Below are 23,961 nucleotides of genomic sequence, written 5' to 3'. Positions count from 1 at the left end.
ATGACTGAGTCGCGGAAATTCGCCGCGCGCCATTTACATCAATGCGTCAGAGCCACCCCTTCCACGGTCACCCTGTGCATAAGACGTCGAAACCCATGGTAGTCGTTGATCGCCTTGTGCCACGTCGCTCTGTTGTCCCAAATGGCGATATCCCCTTCCTGCCAACGCAGACGACATTGGAATTCAGGCTGCTTGCAGTGATCGTAAATCATACCCAGCACCGCAGCAGACTCATCCGCGCTCAAGCCTTTGATTTCGGTCGTGAACACGGGATTGACGAACAACCCTCGCCTACCGCTGAGAGGATGCGTGATGACAACGGGGTGCAAAGCGTCTTGCGTGGCAGCTTCGGCGTTACCCAAACGGCCGCTTTTTGCGGCTTCTGTGTCCATGATGCTGGCGCCAAAGACATGGCGAGAGGAATGCACCGCCCACAAACCATCTAAGAAACAACGCATCGTGGGCGACAAAGCTTCGTAGGCAGCAGCCATCGACACAAACAACGTGTCGCCACCCTGGGGCGGAACCTCTAGGGCGTGCAGGATCGAGCCCATAGCAGGCTCCTGATCATAAGAGTGGTCAGTATGCCACCCCTCTCCCACAGCTTCTTGCTGAACCTTCTCTTTCAACACTATGGCAATCTCTGGGTGGCCGTCCACCGCTTTAAAAAATCGGTTCACGTTGATTGGGCCGAACCTTCTCGCAAAGGTCAGATGCTCTTGCGGGCTAACACTTTGACCCCTCAGTGCGATAACGGAATACTCTGCGAAGGCTGACTTCATTGCGTCGAATTGATCTTCACGCCGGATGTCTACCCCGAAGATTTCCGCACCCAAACCACCGGTAAGAGGTTTTACTTCCATGCGCCTTCCTCCCTGCTTCGCTCAGCCTAAAAGACGAGACATATCACTTCAAAGCAATCGCCTTTGCTTCATACAACTCCAAAGGAAGATCGTCCGGGTCGCGGAAGAAAGTGAACCGATGGCCGGTATATTCATCGACACGGATGTCTTCGACTAGGACACCTTTCTGTTCCAGACTGTCTTTCAGCGCATCGATATCATCCACAACAAATGCAAGATGCCGCAGACCTCGTGCTTCGGGGCGAGACGTGCGTTTGGGCGGGTTGGGAAAGGAAAACAGTTCAATCTGAGAACCGTCTGGCAACGCCAAATCCAGCTTCCAAGATTGCCGCTCACCCCTGAAATTCTCAGCAACAATCCTCAAACCAAGTGTCTCTGAATAAAACGCCTTGGACCGTTCATAGTCCGAACAAATGACTGCAGCATGGTGGATTGCTTTCAGACTGGTCACGGGCCTGTATCCTTATTTAATCAGTTAGCTAAGCCGAACTCTTGAGGTATTTCTTCGCTTCATTTTCGAAACTGATCGAGAAAACCAAGAGCCGTTTGGCCAAATTTGGCAACCGAACAATACAGGAAAACAGAGTAGTATTCATCAAGCGTCTGTTGGCTCAACGTCGTTGTTTTAGGCAACTCGTGCCGGTGGCAGCTCGCGATTCGAGACACACCTTCAATACCAAGTTTCATGAGCTCTGAATTGAGCGCTAATGCCGCCAAACTAGGCTGTCTACGAACTCGTTTGAAACGCCTACCAACTCGTTTGAAACGAATGAGTGTTGTTCTAAAGACAAATTCGAAGCGGTCTCAGTTGCGCCAATTGGGAATGTCCCCAATGCCGCGCACGGATCGCGCCACTCAAGCAAGCCAAATCTGAACGGGATCTTTGACCGACATGACTTGACCGGAAAAGCAAGACTTTGGAAACATAGCAAAGCTGGCCACCGCCTCTTTCACCTTTCAAAAGAGATATTTAATCGGCGCTCCAGTTGCTCCACCGCCCCACGGAAGACGGAGGCTTTTTGAAGTTTCAGCGCCGTCCAGGCCAAGCATGACCAACCCTAAGCAGTGTTTATGAATCGTCTAGGTAGCATTCAAAATCGGACCATCTAACAATCTGACCAATTCTCCAAAATAGCCTCCAGAACGCGCGGGACGCGTAGGATCAGAAGTAATTGCGACAGCAAGGTTTCGCTCAGGATGGGCCGCTATGATTTGGCCTCCGTACCCACGCGCCAAAGCATAGCCTGAAGGGGTCAGAAACCAGCCATAGCCGTAGTCTAATCCAGAGAAAGGCGAACGGCCGTGTGGCTTGGTCGAAGCCACGACCCAACGCTCAGGAACGATTTGCGTGTTGGCAAAAGCCCCGCGGTCCCGAAGCAACACCGCGATCTTCAACATCGACCTCGGCGTAATCGCCATCTCGTTCCCACCCAAGTAGTAGCCCTGTCGATCCCTTGTCCAAGCAGGTATCTCGATACCAAGCGGTGCACCTAGCCTTTCACGCGTCAGTCTCAATAGGCTTTGTCCGGTTGCTACGGTCAATGCTGCGCCAAGCACATGGGTCGATCCAGTAGAATAGAGCATCCGCTGTCCGGGCTTAGCAACCATCGGTCGTGTCAACGCGTCTGCGATCCAGTTGGGAGAGTTGATCCATTCTCCATAGTTGCTGCCCGAAGTTCTTTCGAGCCCTGCGCGCAGCGTCACCAGATCCTCCATCGTAATGCTTTCGGAACCGGGTGTCGCATTAGCGGGCAAAAGCCGTGGAGCGACCTCCTGCAAGGTGGATTCTACAGATGGGATTTCCTGCCGGTCAATCGCTGTACCCAACAACAAAGCCACGATGCTTTTCGAACAAGACTTAATATTGGCCAGCCTATCCAGGCCTGCACCCTGTTGGGCCTGCGCGAAAATGACATCGTCGCCGCGTTGAATTTGGAGTGAATGCAACTGCGGAAGACCGCTGATTGCATCATTCAGCGCCACCGTTCGTCCCCGCGCTACATACGGAGCACAAATTGTGGCTGCGGTAACCAACAGGAGCTTTCGACGTGTGATCATGGCCTTCATTTGGAAGCAAATCTCGGATTGTCCAGACACTTAATCAACATCCCAAGATTTATTGTCCAAGATGTCAGAAAGCCTCCGCAACCGAAAAATGGGATTTGAGGCAATAGGAGGCTTCGTTGGTACAATTGACCAGCATCCTTGCGATTGCGAATTATGTTAGACTGACCCCGAGGGCATTCTGGCAGAGAATCTCCAGTTGCCAACGAATTCACTCCGTCTCGCATTCTCGGTCATAACAATCGCCATGTCAGTGGGCGCCCTACCAGACCGCGCCAATGCGATAACGCAAGAAGTTCCAGCGTGGCTACAAAAGTACGTCGGTACGGCTGAGGGGCAAATCGCACCAATCGTATTGGAAAGGGCACGAGCGATTTACATCAAGAAACTACGCCGAGGCGAAGTCAGGAACCCTTGCTACCTTGCCAAGGACGCAACCCGCCCCAGTACTGCAAGTAACGGCATTCCGGGTAAGCGTTTTTGTGTCATCTGCGAGTCACAAAAGTCCTTCCAAGCGGTTTCCTCCGGCTATGGCAATGGCAGAAAACTCCAGCGCGTCAATTTTTCGAATGGCCGACAATGCGCGAAGAACTTCAACAATTCAGAGAGCTCTAACTAACCGCCGGAGGCGCACATCTGACGTCTGAAACCCGCACGTCCCTTAAAGGTTACCACAGTCATTCCGGCAAAGCACAGCCGTTCTAACGCACGTTTCTTTTGTTTGATTGTGAAAGCACGCTCGTTGAACTCATCCCAGACTGGTCGATCCCGGACCTCGGCACCTACGCCGTCTGGCTTGACACCAGCCGCCGCGTCTCTCTCACCCGGCTGTTGCTCGACCATGTCGGCGGCACAACTTAGAGGCGCCCCAAAAAGCCGCGGCCCATACCTGCCGTTCGTCGCATTTTGGTGTTTCGCAGTCGCAGCCCGCTTAACGGACATTCGCCGCGCCGGCAAAGTCGACGACATGCCGAACTCACCAAAGCGGACTTTGCTGCCCTTCGTTCCTCCTGATCATTGCTCGCTTACTGCGCCACAACAGCTACGCGAGCTTGGCGGGCATATCCGGATAAATGGTTGAGCCTCTTAGCATCACGTGTCATCGTTCCTCTTCCGAGCGATTTGGGAGGATCGGGATGGACGTCAAAAACATGAAAGCTGCGCGACGGCTTGCGGTTTGGCTGGATGAGAGCGTAGGCGATTTGGCCGCGTTTCGGGCCGAAATTGAGGTCGAGACGCAACGTGCAGATTGGCCCTTCGCCGTGGACGTCATGTCGAACATTCCGGTCTATGACGGGGCCAAGGTGCGCACCGAGGCAGAGGCGCCGCTGAACTTGATGGCGGAATGGAACGCTGTCTTCGATCAGGGTCCGGGCATAATCGTGATCAAGGGCGGGATGGAAGACCTGTCCGTCGTGGACGCAGCAACAGCGATTTTCGAACAGATCATCGAAACAGAAAGCGCCACAGGCTCGGGCGGTGGGGATCACTTTGCCAAGCCGGGCGCAAATGATCGAGTATGGAATGCGGCGGAAAAGCATTGCCGGGCGGCGCCCGAGAATTTTGCCGCCTACTATTCGAGTGACGCAATTGCTTTGGCTTCGCGTGCATGGTTGGGGCGCGGGTATCAGCTGACGGCGCAAGTCAATCGGGTGAACCCGGGTGGAGCGGCGCAGACAGCGCATCGTGATTATCATCTGGGCTTCATGAACCCCGAGCAATTGGCGACTTATCCGGTGCAGGCCCACAGGATGTCACCCTGTTTGACGCTGCAGGGGGCAATTGCCCATTGCGATATGCCACTGGAAAGCGGGCCAACGATGTTGCTCCCCTATTCGCAGCGTTATCAGGCGGGTTATGTGGCGTTTCATCGACCTGAGTTTCAGGCTTATTTCGCGGAGCATCATGTGCAGGTGCCGCTTGAGAAAGGCGACGTCGTATTTTTCAACCCAGCCGTGATGCACGGCGCGGGGACGAACCGGTCAACCGATATTCAGCGGATGGCGAACCTATTGCAGGTCGGTTCAGCATTTGGGCGGTCGATCGAAAGCGTGGATCGCTCAGCCATGTCCCTGGCGCTCTACCCGGTGTTGCAGAGCATGTCGGGGCGGATGGTTGCCAATGTGATCGCAGCCTCCGCCGAGGGCTATGCCTTTCCAACAAACCTTGATCGCGATCCTCCGGTGGATGGTCTAATCCCACTCAGCCAAGCCGAAATGATGGCGGCGGCATTAGAGGGAGGAAGATCATTGAAGGAATGGCAGACCGAGGTGGCCGCAATGAACGCGCGGCGTCAGGCCTAGCTGCTGGCCTATTGAGCGTCCGATGGGTGTCTTCTTTGCGGACGAAGCTGACAATCGGGATCAATACCTGTACTCTATGGCGATCGATTAGGGAGGCAGCCAAATGACCAATCCCAATGAAGTCGCACACCACTACCATTCTGGACATTTGCTCAAGAGGATATCCGATGGTTGTTCAAGGCTGGACTTGACCCCTCCGATTTCCCACGACGATTTGGCTCCAGTTGACGAGTTTCACATTGGCGGGCGTCTCGCGACCGAACCGTTTGTGAAGTCTCTTGACCTTTCAGCAGAAAGCCGGGTTGTTGATTTTGGATGCGGTCTCGGAGGGCCGGCACGCTATGTCGCGGCAGCCACCGGGGCGCATGTAACGGGCATCGATCTTACCGCTGAGTTTGTGGAGACCGGACGCGCACTCACTGAATGGACAGGCTTGTCAGACCGGGTTCACCTCATCGAAGGCAGCGTGCTCGACTTGCCGCTAGAAGCAAAGTCAATGGACGCGGCTTACATGATCCACGTGGGTATGAACATCGCGGACAAAGTTGGTATCGCCCGCGAGGCAAAGAGAGTGCTGAAACCAGGGGGGATTTTCGCGATTTACGATGTGATGCAAGTCGGCGAGGGGCAGATGGACTATCCGGCGCCATGGGCGTCGTCCTCAGATCAAAGCGCACTTGCTCCACCGGAGACATATGAGACGGCTTTGAATTCCGTTGGTTTCGAGGTGAGCGAACGGATCGACCGTACAGCATTCGCGAAGCAGTTCTTTGCCGATCTGGCGTCTGCGCAAAGCCGTTCAGATGGCCCTCCACCGTTAGGCCTTCATCTCATCATGGGCGAAAACACTTCGCTCAAGGTTCAACATATGGTCAGAAATATCGAACGTGGATTAATTGCCCCAATTGAAATCCACGCGCGCCTTCCAGTTTAGACTAGCGCCCGTTCTTTGCTTTTGTCGTCTGCTCCAAGGTTTCTGAACGCCAACCGTTTTGTCGTTTAGTCGCCCAAATCGGAAATAATGGACCTTAGCCGACGGATTGCTTGGGAGCTTATGCGGTCTTGGTCCACAGTAAGTGAGTAGCCCTCGTCCTCTTCGTGAATTATGCGGCTCTCACGCGGATCAGCAGCGTAGATCGCTGTCGCCGCGTAAGTGCGGACGGGATTCTTAAATCCTTTCACGTGAACTGGCTCGCGCTCTTCTACGGCGAGCCAATCTTTCACCAATGAATAGGTTTCCGCTGCGAGCAAGATACCTCCCGGATCGCACTCACCCTCAAGCCGTGCAGCAAGATTCACTTCTCGACCAATCGCCGTGTAATCCATTCGATCATCTGAACCGAAATTGCCAATTGTGCAGTAACCGGTGTTGATGCCTATGCGAGCGAGAAATGGTCGATCGATCAAGCCTTTGCGTTGCCACCCCGTTTGCAAATCATTCAGGCGAACTTGCATGTCGATCGCCATCTGAACGCAAGCGGAAGCATCTTCCTTGGCCCCGAGGCTTTCGGGTTCACCAAAGAACAGCATCATCGCGTCGCCAATAAACTTATCGAAGTATGCGCCGTGCTTCATCGCGATCTTGGACATTGCCGAAAGATACTCATTTAACAAAGAGGTCAGTTCCTCTGCTTCGAGCTGATCTGTAATTTCGGAAAAATCCGCGATGTCGGAAAAGAAGATCGTGAGCTTGCGACGTCGGCTCTCGATGGCAGCTTGCTGGTTGCCAGCTATTATTGACTTATAAAGTTGCGGCGGCATGTACTTGGCAAGCTGTTCGGAGACGTTTTCCAAGGTCTCATTCGCTTCTCGCATTTGGTTCAGCAAATGCAGATTATCCAGCGCGATGTTTGCCTGTGCCGCAAACGTCTTTAGAATATCGAACTGCTCCTTTTGCAGTTTACCGATTGAATGCCTTAACACGGCGAGAGCTCCGACGGTTTGTCCTCCTTGTGAAATTGGCACCATTGTGACTGCCCGAAACCCTGAGGCGAGGAAGTTTCCGGCACCCATGCGAAACTGATCTTGGGCTGTTGCGACATCCGGTAAATCAATCGCCTCACCAGCCAATATGACGTGGCCATGAATGGTTTCCGGGTGAAGCGGAGCCGGAAAGCGACCCCGCCAAGCCTCAACACCAGTAGGCTCTGGTCCAGAAATTGCGCCCAATACCAGTGTGTCACCTTCCCGCAATCCGATACTGACTGTGGATTTTGGAAACAGCATTTGACCCGCTTCAACAATGGAGTTGAAAACCGGTTGGGGATCTCTAATCGAGCTGTTTACCACGTCCAGAATTTTGGCCGTCGCCACTTGTCGATCCAGCGCTTCCTTCAGCTGGATTTCCAAAGCCTCTAACGCGTCAGCTGTTTTGTTGGGCGGATCGGGCACGACGTCCGGTTGCGATTTTCTCTGACCCTTTGACATGTCGATCATCCTTTTGGGTGATCAACTATCAACCAGATCGTAATGCTTGATGGATCGAGACTCGACGAGCTCCGCTTCTGCTGGATCAATGTGCGGGCTTTGGTAGTCTTCTCCCACGAAGGCCCTAAGGGCCTCCAAGCTCTCCCATACCATGACGAAACTGAATTCTCGTGAGGACTCCTCTCTCGGCCCCCCCGGAAGAACGCGCACGATCCCCGGAGTACTATTCATTAGGGGAATAGCAGTTTCATGAAAAAAGCGGCCAAACTCAGCCTCTTGTCCGGGACTTGTTGTCACCTGAAAGATACGCATAATCATACACAATCCTCCCAAAGGTCCGGTTCTTGGATGTATGCATGCCTCGGAAGTTCATACTAGCACACTTGGTTGGGACTGTCTGCTGCGGGCTCGCTGCCGCCTTCGGATGCCGCTCAGCAAACACCCGTCAGCGATCCGTTTCACCGTCGCACACGGCCCTTTGCCGCCATCGGCCAAGAACCTTCATCGCTGCATTGCGGCCCGCCAAAGCTGTCATTCGCCGCTACTGCAAACTCGGGGCTTTTGCGAACTCACAGTCAGCGGACGAAGCTGCCGTTCTCTGCGATACGAAGCAAACTGCGGTTCTGCGGTTTATCCGGCCCGGCATTAGTGTTAGCCGGCAGAATGAACAAATAGAAGCGAAATTGATCCCACAAGGATCAAACTCAGCGCCCAAACGACGTCCAGGTTGAACCACCCTTTTGAGAGAAATCTCAGACCCAGCCAATGATAAACACCGAACGCAAGAATACCGCCTGAGGCTGTCATGGCCAAGGTGTGGGCTAAAGCGACACCAACAGCGATTTTGACGTTTCCGGTCATCAGATCAGCGGCCGCTGCATGGCCAGCGTCAGTGGCTATTGTACGACAGATGCCCAGATAGATAGGAACCAACATCAGCCCTGCTCCGTGCGCCATCGCTGCCAAAAACGACCATAGCGCAAGTCGCGACGGTGGTACCCGAGCAAGGATCCGCGGGTGACGCCGGTTGAACAACAGATAGACACCTAGTCCGATTACGAGGCAGGCCGCGAAGATTTGAATCTCACGCTGCCATTCGGCCAGAAACAACAGGGCGGTAAAGGGAAACAGAATGGCACCCATCGCCACCAGATGCCCGACCGCCAAAGCGATCAACGCCTTGAACAGGCTGTTGCGCTGCTTGTCCATCAGCGCCGCGGACACGGCCAAGGGCCAACCCATACCGGGATTGACCCCGTGATAAATGCCCGAGGCGACAACAGCCCACCACAGGGCTGTCGCCGTGTTTAAACCTTCCACGCGTCAGACAGACGGGTAGCAAAAGCTATCGGTTGAGCAGTCTCCGCCTTCCAAGCGGATCTGGTGGCTACGATAGCCTTTGGGGAACTCGACATAGAAATCCTTGTCCAGTTCCAGACCACCGTTTTCCCCGACATTGGCCATGACCATTTGTCCGCCCTCGTCATCAGGATAGAACTGATCATCCCACGTCGAATACAGCGAGTTGGTCCAGTAGACCCGCTTGCCGTCCCGGCTGATCTCAACCATCTGGGGGCCGTAGACAAAATCCTTGCCGTTTGGATGTTTCGCCCCGCGCGCAATCCCGCCAAGCTCAACCTTGCCGGTCAGCTTGGGATTCATCGGGTCGGACACATCATACTGGTGCATTTCACCCTGACCCCAACAGGCGACGTAGAGGTACTTGTCGTCCAGACTCAGGTCAATATCGGTGACCAATGGGGGTACGGCTTCAAAACCCTGCAACAGAGGCGGAAGATTCTCGGCCTTCTCGGGTCGCGGATCAATTGTGATCGTCTTTTTCGCCTCGAAAGTTCCGTCATCCTTCTGCCACCACGTGAAAATTGCGCCCTGGAGGTTTGTTGTGTCCACGACAACGCCGCAAAAACCATAATCCTTTGCCGGATCATGCGCAGGTCTTATTTCCAAAGCCATCTGATGGTTTTCACCCAGATCTATGGTTTGGACGTTGCGGCGTTCGCGCAGGTTCCAGAAATGGATCTTGTGACCGTATTTGTTGGACAGCAGATCCTCGGCCACGATGCCATTTTCAAACTGCGGCGGCAGCCCCCATTCAGAACTTACCATGTAGTCGCGCGGCAGGTTCCACCAGAAATCATAGTGCTTGTCCTGTTCACCGCGGTCCATCTCGTAGCGGCCAAGGATATCAAAGGTCTCGCAATCCATGATGAAGATACCCGGAGGGCCATCTGTGCCGTCGGCACCGCCGCCGCCGAGTGTCGAAACATAAATTCCTTCAGGACCGCAGTGGATGGTATGCGGACGGGAATAGCCCGTTTTGGCGAACACCTCTTCGGGTTCGATAATCTTGTGAATTTTTGCCTTCAACGGTTCCTTCACGTCGATCACGTAGATGCGCGAGGACCGGATACCCGGTACGATCAGATATCTGCGTTCCAGAAAGGCATGCCCTGTCAGGGGCGAAAGTGCAGAAGAGCACGCGTTCCAGCCAAAGTGATGAAACTCATCACCCTTGTTGGGCATGATGAGCTGATGAACGATCTGGCCGTAAGTCTTCGATTTCGGGTCAACATCTACAACGGCCAGGCCATCCGGCTGTGAGCCGTCGGGACTGAGCATCAATGTAAAAGCGAGCGTTTCCGCAGGTGCCTCCATAGCAAGTTTTGGAGTTGCGTGAAAAGTCGGGTCAGGTCTTAGATTCATAGCTGGCTCCTCCTAGGCCGCGGACGACAGATCTAAATCAAGTTTTTTCTGATTTCGTCCAGAACTGAGAATGCCACATATTCAAGATTCGCGAAAACGGGCCAAACTCAGGCACTTGAATTTACCCTTTTGAATCGGCCCTTCTAATGGCTGAAATGGGCTCAAGGCAGTCATCTGATTCAATTAGTCAGATGACGGCTTGGGAACGGATAGTGATCATTGTTGGTGGTCATCTCGAGAATTTTCGCCTTAAGGTCTGCATTGAACGCAGAGCGGTCATCGGGCAAAAACACGCGGATGACCGCTTCGAGCCCGAAGCGGGCGCCGCTCAGTCAGGCTTTGGCAAGGCCGCGGGTCCACGCGGCCGCGTAACTCAAAAGGGCCTCGCTCATCTGCTTGTCAGGAACTGGAACTGCGGGCATTTGGTGTCGTAGAGGATTATCCAGCGCCGCGAGAAGGGCTGCCCCTTGGCTTGTCCCCGTTGCGCTTGCTGTAGGAATGATTGGCGAATGCGAGACCGTTCCTAGCATCAAGAGGTATGCTGAATTCCGTGCGAACGGTCCTTCAACGATCACGGGTCCTTCATGACCAATGAGTTCGAGGCAATACGACGTGACCATGGCAAGATAAAAGCCGACGGCAGCACTTCGCTGCCCCGACCCCAGTTGTGGCTCGTCACCTACCCATTCTGATTGAGCCCCTGCGAACGGACCTGTCTCAGACACCACAGCTGGCAAAAGCATGCTCCCGCAGCTCAACACTTGAAGCATATCAGCTTCGGTAGCTTGAGCGGTAGCGCCGCCGAGAGCAATGTCGTGTTCTCGCCCCCCCATGAAGCGGGCGGAAGGCACGGCATCACCGAAAGCGTTTACGTTGACCAGCGTGTCGAGGGCCGGGTCCAAAGACACCGGTCTCGCGCCGACTGCCATGGCAATCACCCAAGTGCCGGTCGAGACAACGCTGAATGGGGGCTCTTGAGCGACGAGATGCGAAAGAAGAGAGGCGTTCGAGTCATGGATGCCGCAATAGACAGCTGTGTCCGCCGGGAGACCGGTAAGTTTCGCGACCTCCGCAGTAACACTGCCGAGGACATCGCTGGGTTTGCGTGGCGGCGCGATCTTGTTTTCGATACCTAGTCTGGCTGGTAGAGATGAGAACTGCCCTTTGTAGGGATTCCACAGGTCCGTATGGCAGCCCAGCGACGTGACATCAGTAGCGAAGACGCCGGTTAGTCTGTGCGCCCAGAACTGAGGATAGGTCACGACGTGAGAGACGCGCTCCTTTAGCAGTGGATCGCGTGCAAACTGCCAATGAAGCTGCGCCCCCAGATTCAGACCCTTTGTTAGACGGGGTGACCCTGTTTCTGAAAAAGGCGGCCTTATCGCGTCATAAGCCCTCGCGCATTCGTCCGGACCTGTATGCTCGTAGTCGAGAATTGGAGCCGCAAGCGATCCATCTGCAGCGATCAAAGCGCCCGCTGCGCCGTGTGTCGTGATCGTGATGGCTTCGATCCCTAAATCCGCATGGAAGGACGCGAGTCCATCCAAGAGGAATTGCCAATGGCCTTCGACGTCGAAGTGAGGATATGGCCGGCCCGGTAGGACGGCATTTGGCCTGGTGACGACGGCAACTTCGGACAGGTCTGAACGCCGCACGAGCGCCAGTTTGGCATTCGTCTTGCCGATATCGATAACCGCGACGTGTCCGCCGGTCATGACATGTGAAAGACGTTTGAGAGCGGAACAGTGACCGGCTCATTGTCATCATGTGTTTCCATGATATCGGCCATGTGCGCCCACCACTTCTTCATGATGTCTTGGGACGGAAGTTCGTCCATTCCGTGATCGCCTGCGCGCCAGAGAACGCCAAAAAGGATATTCGTCGCTTCGTCGAGGTGAATGGAATAGTCCGAGACCCCCGCCTCTTTCAGAAGGGTCACAAGCTCTGGCCATATCTCGTCATGGCGCTTCTTGTACTCGGCCTTCATCCCTGGATTGAGGTGCATCTTGAACGCATATTTCTCCATCACGCTCTCCACTTTTCCCAAAGGCGCGGCAATGCGATGACCCCGATCAGGAGGAGTCCAATCACAATAGACATCACGATGCCTGGCACGTTGAGCAGGCCAAGGCCGAAGGTGACCAGCCCCATTACGAAAGCCGCGATCACGACACCCGGGATCGATCCGGATCCGCCAAGGATGCTGACCCCACCCAGTACCACCATCGTCACGATCTCTAGTTCCCAACCGAACGCAATGGATGGGCGGGTCGAGGCCAGTCGCGAGGTCAGACAGATGGCAGCAATACCGGACATGAGCCCGGTCAACAGGAACAGGATGAATTTCACACGGGCGACGCGAATGCCTGAGAACTCTGCGCCGATCGCGTTGTTTCCTATGGCATAGACCGCCCGACCGAAGTTCGTTTTGTGAAGAATGACAAAGTATAGGAGGGCGATGATGGCGAAGAGAACGAACTCAAACGAGATCACCCAGAACACGTAGCCCTGTCCGAAGAACGAGAAATCCGACGGGTAACCTCGATAGGCCTGATCACCGAGAACGATGTAACTGATCCCTCGGAAGAGGCTCATCGTGCCAATGGTCACCACGATGGATGGCAGTCCCATCTTTGTGACAAGAAAGCCGTTGAAAGCCCCGCAGATCAGCCCGACACCGAGACCGATCAGTACCAACCCCGGCGTGCCCACGCCAACCTGCACCGCAGCGCCCATGGCCGTCGACGCCAGCGCAATTATCGAGGCCACGGAAAGGTCGATCTCGCCGGCAATGATCAAAAGCGCCATCGCGAAAGCGATCATCGCTTTTTCCGTGAAGTTGAACGTCATATCGCTCAGGTTCCACGCGTTCAGGAAGTAAGGCGATGTAAAGCTGTTGACGATGAAAATGCCCACTGCCACGGCCAGCAGAAGTGTCTCCCAGCTTTTCAAGCGCCGTTCCAAAGGCGACTCCAGGCGATCCGGTATGAAACGGGCGGTGTTGATCATGTCGCATGCTCCGCGCGCTTGAGGATGATCCGGCCCTTCTCACGGTTCGCCTGTGCATTCAGGGCGACGGCGATGATGATCGCGCCTCCGGAAATTGCGAGTTGCCAGAAAGGAGAGATGTTCACGACCGGCAACGCGTTGCTGATGATACCGATGAACAACGCACCGAGCATTGCTCCGACAACCGTACCGATACCTCCCATTATGGCGACTCCGCCAATGACACAGGCCGCAACGACGCTGAGTTCGAAACCTCCAGCGAGATCGACAAATGCGACCGCGAAGCGAGACACCCAGAGGTATCCGGTCAAACCCGCCAGCGCGCCCGAAATGGTGAAGGCCCAGAACTGGGTACGACCGACATCTATCCCGGCGTAAGTCGCCGCGTGCGGGTTGCCCCCGGCAGCATAGAACGCCCGGCCAAGGGTGGTACGGGACATTACGATGGAGAAGAAAATAACTGCTGCGATGGCGATCCAGCTCATCAGCGGCAGACCAAGAAGTTCTGCCCGGGGGAAAGCCTTGAACGGATCGCTAAACTCGTGCGCGTTGATCCACTTGCCCTCGGACAAGAGGAAGATCGTGCCACGAAAGATTGTCATCGTCCCAAGGGTGACAACGATCGGGGGAATCTCGAGCTTCCAGACGAGGACACCATTTACCATTCCAAGCAGTGCGCCGAACCCAACCGCGACGAAGATGATTATCGGCACAGGCAGCCCCGGCATGGCGACGTTGATCATTGAAACGACCATCCCCGTCAGGGCGAGGTTTGCCGCGACGCTCAGGTCGATACATCGCGTCAGGATCACGATCATCTGGCCGATGGCCAACAGGATCAGCGGCGCGGTATCGTTGAAAACATTGGCCAGGTTCGATGGCGTAATGAACGCGGGGAAGCGCGTGGCGATGATCGCGAGAAGAAGCGCGATTGCGCCGGTCAGCAGCACTTCGCGGGACATGAGGATTTGCTTCGGCATCGTTCGCACCTTTAGATTCCGGCCGCGTGCCGCACGAGTGTTTCCGGGGCCATGTCGTCGCCCGAAAGTTCCGCCGCAATCCGGCCCTCGCGCATGACGATGACGCGATCAGACATGCCTAGAACCTCGGGAATTTCAGAGCTGACCATGATAACCGCCAACCCTTGAGCGGCCAGTTCCGCCATGAACTCGTGCACCGCGGCCTTGGACCCGATGTCGATGCCCTTGGTTGGTTCATCCAAGATGATGACCTTGGGCTGGGTCGCGAGCCATTTGGCAATGACAACCTTTTGCTGGTTGCCACCGGACAGATTACCCACGTCGGTGTCCAGCGAGGCTGCACGCAGGTCGAGCCGTTCAGTGTATTCCCGCGCAAGCTTGAACTCTTCCGCCAACTTCAGAAAACCATTCTTGGAAGTACGGCTAAGCGATGGGAGCGTGACGTTCTGAAAAATCGGAAGCGCTGCAATGGCACCCTGTCGTCCCCGATCTTCTGGCACATAGACAATGCCTTTACCAACCGCGTCGGCAGGGGAGCGGATGATTTCGCGCTCGCCGTCGATGGTTACTTCACCGGCCGAGGAACGGGTTATGCCAAAGAGCGATTGCATGAACTCTGAACGCCCCGCGCCCACAAGACCATAAAAGCCCAAAATCTCTCCGCGGCGCAGAGTGAAACTGATGTCCGCAAACTCGGTGGGGTGTTCATAGCCTTCGACCACGAGAATCTCGTCACCGGTATTGTGCTCCCGGTTGGGAAAAATCTGGCTGACGTCCCGGCCCACCATCATCTTGACGAGCTCGGCCTCGGTCACATCGGCGATCGCGCCGTTCCCGACGAGCGCACCGTCCCGGAAAACCGTGTAAATGTCGGCGATACGGAATATTTCATCGAACTTGTGGCTGATAAAGAGAATGGCTTTGCCCTGAGTTTTCAGTTCTTCGACCAGCTCATAAAGCTCTTCGATTTCTTTCTGGCTAAGCGCGGCAGTCGGCTCGTCCATGATCACCACACGTGCGTCGATCGATAGCGCACGGGCAATTGCCACAAGGTGCTTGTTCGCGATGCCAAGGTCTTTGAGTTTCGTTCTGGGATCGATGTTGGCGCCGATGCCTTCAAGAATTTCGCGGGCCCTGTCCATCATCACAGAGGTATCGATTAAGCCGAAGCGCCCTCGCGGTGCGTGGCCGAGAAACACGTTCTCCGCCACCGACAATTCGTCGAAGAGGACCGTTTCCTGATGGATTGCGGTGACACCAGCGTCGCCAGCGTCCTGTGCCGTCGGAAACCGAATGGGCGATCCATCGATTTCGATTTGGCCGCCGTTCGGCTGATAGATGCCGGTCAGGATCTTGACGACGGTGGACTTTCCGGCGCCATTCTCTCCAACTAATGCCGTGACCTTACCCGGGAACAGTTCGAGCGAAACCTCAGACAAAGCAGTGACGCCCGGAAACGTCTTTGTCACTCCGTTCAGCGCAAGTACCGGCATATCGTTTTCAGCGCTGGCGGGCTCGGACTTTTTCTCTGCTTTCATCAACATCAGGGTCAGCTGCCATTTCGGATGAATGTCGGCGCAGCGGTCATGCTGCGCCGATCAACTTCGACGATCAGAAAATGTCTTTGAACTGATCGATATTGGACGCGTCGTAGGTGAACGGATCCGACATCGCGGCGGCGTTCGTGTCATCGAGCGTGACAGAACCCATACGACCTGTCGGGATTTCCGCGCCCGGTTCGGCCGTCGCGGCACCCGCGGCAAGTGCGTGCGCGATCATCGTTGCCGAATAGCCGAGGTCGATCGGGTTCCAGATGGCGAAGCTCTCCGTCGCACCAGACTCGACGCAGCCCGCCATCTCGGACGGCAAGCCAAGTCCGGTGACGTTGATCTCTCCGATCTTGCCGGCGTCAGATACGGCCTGGCACGACGCAAGAATACCGACCGTGGTTGGCGCGATGATAGCTTTGAGATCCGGATAGGATGCCATAAGGCCCTGTGCTTCACGATAGGACTTGTCCGACAGGTCATCGCCGTAAACCGTGGCGACCAGCTCGATCCCCTCGTAGTTCGGGAGCACCTCTTCCGCAGCTGCAATCCAGGCGTTCTGGTTTGTCGCGGTTGCCGATGCCGACAGGATAGCCACCTGGCCACCATCGGGCATGTGGTCGGCGGCAAGCTTGATGATTGTGTTTCCGATCAGCGGGGTCGAAGACGGGTTCAGGTGCATCATCCGACCTTCTTCGTTGACGCCCGAGTCCCACGAGATAACCGTGATGCCGCGCTGCATAGCCCGCTGGAGCGCGGGGGAGACAGCATCTGGATCATTGGCGGAGATCGCGATGGCGTCGACACCTTGGGCGATCAGCGAGTTGATGACCTCAATCTGGCCTTCAGCGGTGGTGTCGGTCGGCCCGGTATAGATGATCTCGACGTTGCCGAGCTCAGCCGCCGCTTCCTCAGCACCTTCAGCGGCTGCTTCAAAAAAGCCAATACCCAGTGCTTTAACCACGAGCGCGATACGCATGTCGTCTTGTGCGTGCACAGCACTTCCGGCCAGCATTGCGGCCGCTATCGCGGTGCCGCCAAACAGTCTTCTGGTAATGCTCATGGATAATCCTCCCCGTCGAGCGATAGTGAATGGTTCGCTTAAGTCGAACCGGTTTCGGCAGCGGCATTCCCTTCCGCCACGATCAGTTTGATTTCAGCGGCTTCCAGCATCGCAGCAGCACGATCCGAGATCCCCGCATCGGTGATGACAGTGTCAATTCGATCCAGCGGACAGAGCACGAGGCTGGAGCGAGCGTCGAACTTGCTACTGTCGACCAGAACGATCAGTTCGTCCGCTTGCCCCATCAATTTTTCCTCGGCCTGGATGAGCAACGGATCGCCCTCCATCAGACCCATTGGGCCAATGCCCTGAGCACCCATGAACATGCGACGCGCATAGAAGTTGCGTGTGACGTCATTTTCAAACGGGGAAAGAATGATGTTTTGCTCGCGGTAAATCGCACCACCTGGCAGCATGACTGTGTTCTTCGAGTGCTTGAGCAGGTGCTCGGCAATCGGAAACGAGTTGGTGAAGACCTGCATCCGCCTGTTGGCCAGCGGGTGCACCATCTGGAAAGTCGTGGTGCCCCCGTTGATGATGATCGGGTCGCCATCTTCGCAGAGTTCTGCCGCAGCCCGTGCGATCGCCTGCTTTTCGTCTATGCGTATTGTTTCGTTCACGGCAAACGTCCGCCCCGCGAGACCGACGAATTGTGGTGGTGCAATTGCTTCGGCACCCCCGCGAACACGGCGCAGCTTTTTCTGCATATGAAGCGTAGCAATGTCGCGACGAATGGTGGCCTCGGACGCGCCGGTTAGCCCGCAAAGATCGACAACGCTGGCGAATGGGCGATCCTGAACCGCCGACAAAATAACAGTATGACGCTCAGTTTCGTGCAATTTTCGCCTCCCTTGGTACTCCACGATGTCCAGATTCGCATCATCTGTCAATCATTTTCAATCATATTCAATCATTCTGCATTGCAGCATGATCGTTTGTGATCGTTTATGATTGACAAAACAACGCATCTCGCTCACCCTCATCGACAACGCACATCCGAAGTTTGGACGCAGCCGGGAGGGCCAGATGTTGAAGACCTTAGAGAAACAACCACTTGAGAACCTCTGGGACGACCGTGCAGCAGCAACGATGAGCGAGTCGGAAAAGCTTCTCTATCGCTCCAATCTCTTGGGCTCGGACAAGCGTATCACCAACTACGGCGGCGGCAACACGTCGGCTAAGGTGATGGAGCAGGACCCGTTGTCTGGTGATGATGTCGAAGTCCTTTGGGTCAAAGGCTCGGGCGGTGACATTGGTTCCATCAAGATGGACGGGTTCGCGACACTTTACATGGATAAGCTGGTCGCGTTGAAAGGTCTCTACCGCGGCGTCGAGTTTGAAGACGAGATGGTCGGATACCTCCCGCACTGCACGTTCAGGCTCAACCCGCGCGCAGCCTCAATCGATACACCGCTCCACGCTTATGTCCCGCAGAAGCACGTCGACCACCTGCACCCGGATGCGATCATTGCCATCGCCGCTTCGAAGAACTCAAAAGAACTGACGCAAGAGATATTTGGCGACGAGATCGGCTGGCTACCATGGAAAAAACCGGGCTATGAACTCGGGCTCTGGCTGGAAGACTTTTGCAAGAAGAACCCAGATGCCAAGGGCGTGGTGCTTGAATCGCATGGACTTTTCACTTGGGCGGATGACGCCAAGGCGTGTTACGAGCTTTCTCTCGCGATCATTCAGAAAGCCATGGATTGGTTCGAGGCCCAAACAGATGGTGTCGCAGCTTTCGGCGGAGCGGTTCACGAAAGCCTTGTGCCAGCAGACCGCCGAGCCGTAGCCGCGCGCCTGATGCCCGCGATCCGCGGAATGGTTTCAGGCAAACAGCACATGGTTGGCCATTTCGATGACAGCGAAACCGTCCTCGAATTCGTGAACGCCAAGAATATGCGACCGCATGCTGCGCTCGGCACGTCGTGCCCCGACCACTTCCTTCGGACTAAAATTCGTCCGCTTGTCGTGGACTTTAACCCGGCAGAGAACAATGTGGACACCGTTCTTGAAGGCCTGCCATCTCAGGTCGCCGCATATCGAGACGACTACGCCGCCTACTACGAACGCTGCAAACACGACGACAGCCCTGCGATCCGAGATCCGAATGCGGTCGTCTACCTCGTTCCCGGCGTCGGCATGATCACCTTTGCCAAAGACAAGGCCACTGCGCGCATTTCGGGGGAGTTTTATGTCAATGCCATCAACGTGATGCGCGGCGCGTCTTCGGTCAGTGAATACGTCGGCCTGCCCGAACAGGAAGCCTTCGATATCGAGTACTGGCTGCTCGAAGAAGCCAAGCTACAGCGTATGCCCAAACCGAAATCGCTTGCCGGACGCATTGCGCTCGTCACCGGCGGAGCCGGCGGCATTGGTGCGGCTACTGCAGAACGCTACCTGTCCGAGGGGGCCTGTGTCGTCCTGGCCGATATCGACGCGGACGCCCTCGGGTCTGTCGAAGAGAACCTGAAATCCCGCTACTCCGATGATGTCGTTCGCAGCGTCCGGATGGACGTTACCGATGAGAACGCCGTTTTCGCGGCCTTCGCCGAGGCAGCCGTCGAGTTTGGCGGCATCGATATCCTCGTCTCGAACGCTGGTATCGCTTCGTCTGCCCCGGTCGAAGATACTTCGCTCGCGCTTTGGAACAAGAACATGGAAATACTGTCCACGGGCTATTTCCTTGTCAGTCGCGAGGCGTTCAAGGTTCTGCGGACTCAGGGCATTGGCGGCTCGATCGTCTTCATCGCTTCGAAGAACGGGCTCGCTGCCAGCCCGAATGCGTCAGCCTATTGCACCGCTAAGGCTTCCGAAATCCATCTGGCACGCTGTCTTGCGCTTGAAGGCGCTGAGGCCAGCATCCGTGTCAACGTCGTCAACCCTGACGCCGTCCTTCGCGGGTCGCGCATCTGGGAGGGGGAGTGGCTCGACCAACGCGCGTCGACCTACGGCACCGACAAGGTCGGTCTGGAAGAGATGTATCGGCAGCGTTCAATGCTAAAACGCTCGGTCCTGCCTGAGGACATCGCCGAAGCGGCCTATTTCTTTGCCTCGGACAAGTCCGCGAAATCAACTGGCAATATCGTTAATGTCGACTCCGGCAACGTTCAGGCCTTTACGCGCTAGGAGAAGAATCTTATGACCTACGAAAGCGCGAAGGCCGTTTTTGCCGATTGGGGCGTCGATACTGAAGCAGCGCTTGACCGGCTTGCAACGATCCCGATCTCAATGCATTGCTGGCAAGGTGACGACGTGGTGGGGTTCGAAACCCGTAGCGGCACCTCTGGAGGTGGCATCCAGGCGACAGGCAACCACCCGGGCCGCGCCCGAACACCGGATGAACTCCGCGCTGACCTCGAATTTGCTTACGGTCAAATCCCTGGCACACACAGGCTCAACCTGCACTCCATTTACCTCGACACGGACGAAACGCCCGACCGCGACGAAATCGAATACCACCACTTCGCATCTTGGGTCGATTGGGCCAAGGATCAGGGCATTGGTCTCGATTTTAATCCGACTTTCTTCGCGCATGAGAAAGCAGACGACAATCTCACCCTAAGCCACCCTGACAAAGGCATCCGCGACTTCTGGATCGAGCACGGCCGTCGCACGCGCAACATCGCGGCGAAAATGGGTGAAGAGCTTGGCTCGTCGGCGGTCAACAACATCTGGGTACCCGACGGCTACAAAGACATCCCTGTAGACCGTATGGCAGCGCGCGCGCGCCTCGAGTCATCGCTCGACGCCATGTGCGATGAGAAACAAGAGCCCGCAAAGATGGTCGACGCGGTCGAAAGCAAGCTCTTCGGGATCGGGGTCGAGGCCTGTACAGTCGGCAGCCACGAATTCTACATGGGTTACGCGATCCGCAAAGGCACGCTTCTCTGCCTCGACATGGGGCATTTCCATCCCACCGAGAACATTGCGGACAAACTCAGTGCGGTCGCCCTCTCGCTTGATGAAATCCTCCTTCACGTCTCGCGCCCCATGCGTTGGGACAGCGATCATGTGATCCTGCTGAATGATGACATTCAAGCGATGGCGAACGAACTTGTGTTTGCCAACCTACTCGAGCGGACACGCATCGGGCTCGACTTTTTTGACGCCACGATTAGCCGAACGGCCGCTTGGGTGATCGGGACACGGAACATGCAGAAAGCCTTGCTCCGTTCACTGCTCATGCCGCAGGCTGAGCTCAAAGACGCGGAAGCAACGCTGAATTTTACAAAGCGTCTCATTTTCACCGAAGAGCTCAAAGACCTGCCTTATGGAATGGTCTGGCAGGAGTTCTGCGAAAGGCACGACGCGCCTTACGGCCTGGCCCTTTCAGGCTCGTTGGAGACCTATCAGGCAAGCGTGAGCGGACGCGGATAAGTTATATCTGTGCCTAAGGGCAGATTCGTCCGCATGGCCGGCGTTGGTGGCGACCGCAGCATCGGTCGCTATGGGCTCGAACCAGAGACCGGAGGCGGTGCAGGATACTGAGTGTGAGGCGATCATCAGTCCCCCGCTCACGGCCCATAACCAACATCCACCCGCCCTTTGAATACCGCGGTAGCAGCCCGCGTTGTCGACATTCGCTGTAGTTGCGAAAGCTAGCCTAGGTGAATTCTTAATCCGCGGTCGAAAGTGGCATCGATACCTTAGACTTGTCATAATTCATTGCTATACTTCTAATGCTACAACAAACTCCAAACAGCTATCGAAGCCGGGAGGCAAGATCTGGTTCCAGACACGAAAACAAATTCGAGGATACATGCGAATTCGTTTCTCTAAACCGTTTTACGGTAGAAACGCGCCAACGAAACGACGTTCGTAACATCACAACCTTGTCTCGGGTTTGCCAGCAAAGAATTCTAGAACCGATAAGTCGCGCCTAGCACAGGCCCCGACTGGACAAATGTAAAATCGTTACCGTCGATCTCATGGTCAAATGAGATATAGCGATAACCGCCGCGGATTAACCACCTGTCCTTGATTACGTAATCTGCCGTCAGCAGAACCTGCCAGGTTTCACTGCCACTGCGGAAGCCTCCGTAGTCGACAAAACCGGAGCCCGACCATTTATCCGAGAACTGAACGCGTGCTCTGGCACCGATGACAGGGTAGGTCCAACTGTCGTCAGCCGTTGTCGTGCGCCCCGGTAACGAGCCGGGTAGAAGGGTGAACTCCGTTTCGGTGCTGAACCACCGGAAGCCTCCGGCAATGTCCACGGTGATGGTTGGCGCTTAATAGGCTCGGTAGCCGAGATAACCACTCAGGTATTGTGTGGTAAATGATGTCTCCAGACCCGAACTGACAGGGCCAGGGGAATTGTTGCTGAATGACAGATCTGTGTAGTTTAATCAGCCAGTATCAGCCAACGTCCGCTGGTGGCCGAGAACGCTCCCATAAAGGCGAAATCGAGGTTCTCCAATGCATCAGAAAAGCTGAGTGTACCGTCCAGAGTGCCCGATGGTGTGCTCAGCGATGTTTCCGTTTCAGGCATGAATAGGTAGATTGTGGCCTCATAGGACCAATCGGTTTGCTGTGCCGAAGCCGTGGTGGCCACAGATGTGGATAAAGCTGCTCCGCAAGCGCAGTTTTTCACCCATTTTGGTGAAATCATTCTGCTCCTCCCGTCGAACATACAAGTTTGTACAATTGTTAGAAATATTGTGGCTGATTGGTCATAATTCTCATTCTGCAGCGCTCTCGGTTGCCGTCGAAGCGTTGCCGACACGATTAATATCTGTGGTCGGGAAGAACTCGGACCAGACGTGCCAGAACACGCCTGCGCGCAGGGTTTCGACACGTTTAAGCTGACCCTGATCTGAATGGCCCCAGAAATCGCAATGGGTCACAGGTTGACCGGAGTCGTTATACCAAACGCCCAGGCTTTCATATTTCGGATCCAGGCTAATCACGACATCCTGTCCTCCGACATTGGCATTTACGATCCACTTGTTCTCGACGATAAAATCATCGGTCCAGCAGGCCGCATCTTTTCCGATCGTCACTCCCCAGACGTAGGTTTTGTTCGGCAACCGGTGGTCTGAGCGATCCATGTTGTCCATCACGGGCGCGTCTTCCTGATGTTGGCGCCCGATGCCCCAGCCAAAAGTGATCTCGGTCATCATGTCCAGTAGGCGCAGCAAGGGGTTCGGGGATGGCTTGTTCAGAAACACCTCACCTGCGGGATAGGCTTTCTGAAACCCGCGGAACGTCATTCGAAAGGTGGGCCAAGGCTTCATTTTCGCTTCGGGCCGAAGAGGGCAATCAGGACCGTCAGGGTTGGGATCGCGGTCCGCCTCGCGGAATCCGTAGATATGCTGGATCGGCTCGCCCGTGTCGTTGTCGCGCAGGATCAGGTTGTTACCGTGCTGGGCCAAAACCTCGAGGTTCAGCCGTTGCCCGTCTATTTGCGGCGTGTAGCCCTGTCCCAGATTGGCCATTGCGCAATAGGTCATGACCACATCCTCACCTCCCAGCCCATCTGCATCGCCCGCCAGGTGAGGGCGCATGATCTGCGCATCCGGGTGTGCGCGCGCATGACCATTGTGTTCGATGACGATGACCGGCGCAGTTGGTCCGACATGTTTCCGGGCCTCCTCAATGGGAAAATACCGGGCGTCATTAAGCTGGTTCCTTAGCCCCAAATGCACCCAAACGTAGGGAAACCCATAAAGAAAAAGGATAAGCACCGCCGCTACAAGCCAAAGCCAGAAAGGGCTGCCCCCCACAAGGAAGTGCGCGAGTGTTGCTGCTGCAAAAGCGCCAAGTCCGATGCCGAGCAGGCGGTATTCGTTGCGGATAAAGCGCACCATATTCTCGCGCTTTACTTTAAGCAGCATTTGAGAGACGTCGCCCAGATCGCGAAAATAGACAAACCCAATGCCGAGAGACACAATCAATCCAAGTGCGAATATTATGCTACCAATCATGCTGTTACCCTCGACTTTGGTTAACACAGTCCTTCACAGGTTCATTGCGAAG

23 protein-coding genes are annotated in these 23,961 nt (G+C 55.5%); 4 read left to right on the top strand and 19 right to left on the bottom strand.

Annotation, left to right across the window (positions count from 1 at the left end):
- Window positions 1–38: 38 nt before the first annotated feature.
- The 5 genes from GOX45_RS01135 to GOX45_RS01115 form a co-directional block, all read right to left on the bottom strand.
- Window positions 39–863 carry a TauD/TfdA family dioxygenase gene (locus tag GOX45_RS01135; protein WP_171097153.1) on the bottom strand — a complete coding sequence of 275 codons (825 nt, stop codon included), beginning with the start codon at window positions 861–863 and terminating at the stop codon, window positions 39–41.
- A 43-nt stretch (window positions 864–906) separates the two neighbouring features.
- Complete coding sequence (locus tag GOX45_RS01130) at window positions 907–1,314, bottom strand: VOC family protein (protein WP_371808931.1); 408 nt, start codon at window positions 1,312–1,314, stop codon at window positions 907–909.
- A gap of 59 nt (window positions 1,315–1,373) precedes the next feature.
- Window positions 1,374–1,550, bottom strand: a complete 177-nt coding sequence (locus GOX45_RS01125) for a hypothetical protein (RefSeq protein WP_171097151.1) — start codon at window positions 1,548–1,550, stop codon at window positions 1,374–1,376.
- Window positions 1,551–1,943: 393 nt separating this feature from the next.
- Window positions 1,944–2,921 (bottom strand): serine hydrolase, encoded by a 978-nt coding sequence (locus GOX45_RS01120; protein WP_171097149.1) that lies wholly within the window; start codon window positions 2,919–2,921, stop codon window positions 1,944–1,946.
- 621 nt (window positions 2,922–3,542) lie between these two features.
- Window positions 3,543–3,770 carry a hypothetical protein gene (locus GOX45_RS01115; RefSeq protein ID WP_171097148.1) on the bottom strand — a complete coding sequence of 76 codons (228 nt, stop codon included), beginning with the start codon at window positions 3,768–3,770 and terminating at the stop codon, window positions 3,543–3,545.
- Window positions 3,771–4,063: 293 nt separating this feature from the next.
- Here GOX45_RS01115 and GOX45_RS01110 point away from each other — a divergent pair, with 293 nt between their 5' ends.
- Window positions 4,064–5,230: a phytanoyl-CoA dioxygenase family protein gene (locus GOX45_RS01110; RefSeq protein ID WP_171097146.1), complete on the top strand. Its 1,167-nt coding sequence runs from the start codon at window positions 4,064–4,066 to the stop codon at window positions 5,228–5,230.
- A gap of 103 nt (window positions 5,231–5,333) precedes the next feature.
- On the top strand, window positions 5,334–6,164 hold the full coding sequence (locus GOX45_RS01105) for a class I SAM-dependent methyltransferase (protein WP_171097144.1): 831 nt from the start codon (window positions 5,334–5,336) through the stop codon (window positions 6,162–6,164).
- Between the two features lie 65 nt (window positions 6,165–6,229).
- Here the strand turns inward: GOX45_RS01105 and GOX45_RS01100 are convergent, their stop codons facing one another.
- From GOX45_RS01100 to GOX45_RS01050, 11 genes are all read right to left on the bottom strand, one after another.
- The gene (locus GOX45_RS01100) at window positions 6,230–7,657 is read right to left on the bottom strand and encodes an adenylate/guanylate cyclase domain-containing protein (protein WP_171097142.1); all 1,428 of its coding nucleotides are present in this window, start codon (window positions 7,655–7,657) and stop codon (window positions 6,230–6,232) included.
- Window positions 7,658–7,678: 21 nt separating this feature from the next.
- Window positions 7,679–7,975 (bottom strand): antibiotic biosynthesis monooxygenase, encoded by a 297-nt coding sequence (locus GOX45_RS01095; RefSeq protein WP_171097140.1) that lies wholly within the window; start codon window positions 7,973–7,975, stop codon window positions 7,679–7,681.
- Between the two features lie 333 nt (window positions 7,976–8,308).
- Window positions 8,309–8,977, bottom strand: a complete 669-nt coding sequence (locus GOX45_RS01090) for a hypothetical protein (RefSeq protein ID WP_171097138.1) — start codon at window positions 8,975–8,977, stop codon at window positions 8,309–8,311.
- A gap of 3 nt (window positions 8,978–8,980) precedes the next feature.
- On the bottom strand, window positions 8,981–10,381 hold the full coding sequence (locus GOX45_RS01085; RefSeq protein WP_171097136.1) for a selenium-binding protein SBP56-related protein: 1,401 nt from the start codon (window positions 10,379–10,381) through the stop codon (window positions 8,981–8,983).
- 332 nt (window positions 10,382–10,713) lie between these two features.
- Window positions 10,714–12,096: an FGGY-family carbohydrate kinase gene (locus tag GOX45_RS01080; protein WP_171097134.1), complete on the bottom strand. Its 1,383-nt coding sequence runs from the start codon at window positions 12,094–12,096 to the stop codon at window positions 10,714–10,716.
- Window positions 12,093–12,407, bottom strand: a complete 315-nt coding sequence (gene rhaM / locus GOX45_RS01075) for an L-rhamnose mutarotase (RefSeq protein ID WP_171097132.1) — start codon at window positions 12,405–12,407, stop codon at window positions 12,093–12,095. The genes GOX45_RS01080 and rhaM overlap by 4 nt, the downstream gene beginning before the upstream one ends.
- Window positions 12,407–13,390 (bottom strand): ABC transporter permease, encoded by a 984-nt coding sequence (locus GOX45_RS01070; RefSeq protein ID WP_171097130.1) that lies wholly within the window; start codon window positions 13,388–13,390, stop codon window positions 12,407–12,409. Before GOX45_RS01070 ends, rhaM begins: the two co-directional genes overlap by 1 nt.
- A complete protein-coding gene (locus tag GOX45_RS01065; protein WP_171097129.1) occupies window positions 13,387–14,370 on the bottom strand; it encodes an ABC transporter permease in 984 nt (327 codons plus the stop codon). Before GOX45_RS01065 ends, GOX45_RS01070 begins: the two co-directional genes overlap by 4 nt.
- Before the next feature lie 11 nt (window positions 14,371–14,381).
- Window positions 14,382–15,914 (bottom strand): sugar ABC transporter ATP-binding protein, encoded by a 1,533-nt coding sequence (locus GOX45_RS01060; protein WP_171097127.1) that lies wholly within the window; start codon window positions 15,912–15,914, stop codon window positions 14,382–14,384.
- A gap of 67 nt (window positions 15,915–15,981) precedes the next feature.
- Window positions 15,982–16,980, bottom strand: coding sequence for a rhamnose ABC transporter substrate-binding protein (rhaS, locus tag GOX45_RS01055; RefSeq protein WP_171097125.1), 999 nt, complete (start codon window positions 16,978–16,980; stop codon window positions 15,982–15,984).
- Between the two features lie 38 nt (window positions 16,981–17,018).
- Entirely contained in the window at window positions 17,019–17,819 is an 801-nt protein-coding gene (locus GOX45_RS01050) for a DeoR/GlpR family DNA-binding transcription regulator (RefSeq protein WP_171097124.1), read from the bottom strand.
- A 187-nt stretch (window positions 17,820–18,006) separates the two neighbouring features.
- Here GOX45_RS01050 and GOX45_RS01045 point away from each other — a divergent pair, with 187 nt between their 5' ends.
- Window positions 18,007–20,109 (top strand): bifunctional rhamnulose-1-phosphate aldolase/short-chain dehydrogenase, encoded by a 2,103-nt coding sequence (locus GOX45_RS01045; protein ID WP_171098097.1) that lies wholly within the window; start codon window positions 18,007–18,009, stop codon window positions 20,107–20,109.
- A gap of 12 nt (window positions 20,110–20,121) precedes the next feature.
- Entirely contained in the window at window positions 20,122–21,360 is a 1,239-nt protein-coding gene (locus GOX45_RS01040) for an L-rhamnose isomerase (protein ID WP_171097121.1), read from the top strand.
- A 482-nt stretch (window positions 21,361–21,842) separates the two neighbouring features.
- On the opposite strand, the gene GOX45_RS22020 is transcribed toward GOX45_RS01040, so the two are convergent.
- The 3 genes from GOX45_RS22020 to GOX45_RS01030 form a co-directional block, all read right to left on the bottom strand.
- Entirely contained in the window at window positions 21,843–22,199 is a 357-nt protein-coding gene (locus tag GOX45_RS22020; RefSeq protein WP_254445897.1) for a hypothetical protein, read from the bottom strand.
- A 128-nt stretch (window positions 22,200–22,327) separates the two neighbouring features.
- A complete protein-coding gene (locus GOX45_RS22015; protein ID WP_254445896.1) occupies window positions 22,328–22,594 on the bottom strand; it encodes a hypothetical protein in 267 nt (88 codons plus the stop codon).
- Window positions 22,595–22,664: 70 nt separating this feature from the next.
- Window positions 22,665–23,909 carry a DUF3179 domain-containing (seleno)protein gene (locus tag GOX45_RS01030; RefSeq protein ID WP_171097119.1) on the bottom strand — a complete coding sequence of 415 codons (1,245 nt, stop codon included), beginning with the start codon at window positions 23,907–23,909 and terminating at the stop codon, window positions 22,665–22,667.
- Window positions 23,910–23,961 lie beyond the last annotated feature (52 nt).

This window comes from Ruegeria sp. HKCCD7255 (assembly GCF_013031565.1).
In the GTDB taxonomy this organism is placed as follows: Bacteria; Pseudomonadota; Alphaproteobacteria; order Rhodobacterales; family Rhodobacteraceae; genus Ruegeria.
The sequence above is the reverse complement of the archived record's forward strand: the minus strand, read 5'-3'. Positions and strand labels throughout refer to the sequence as shown.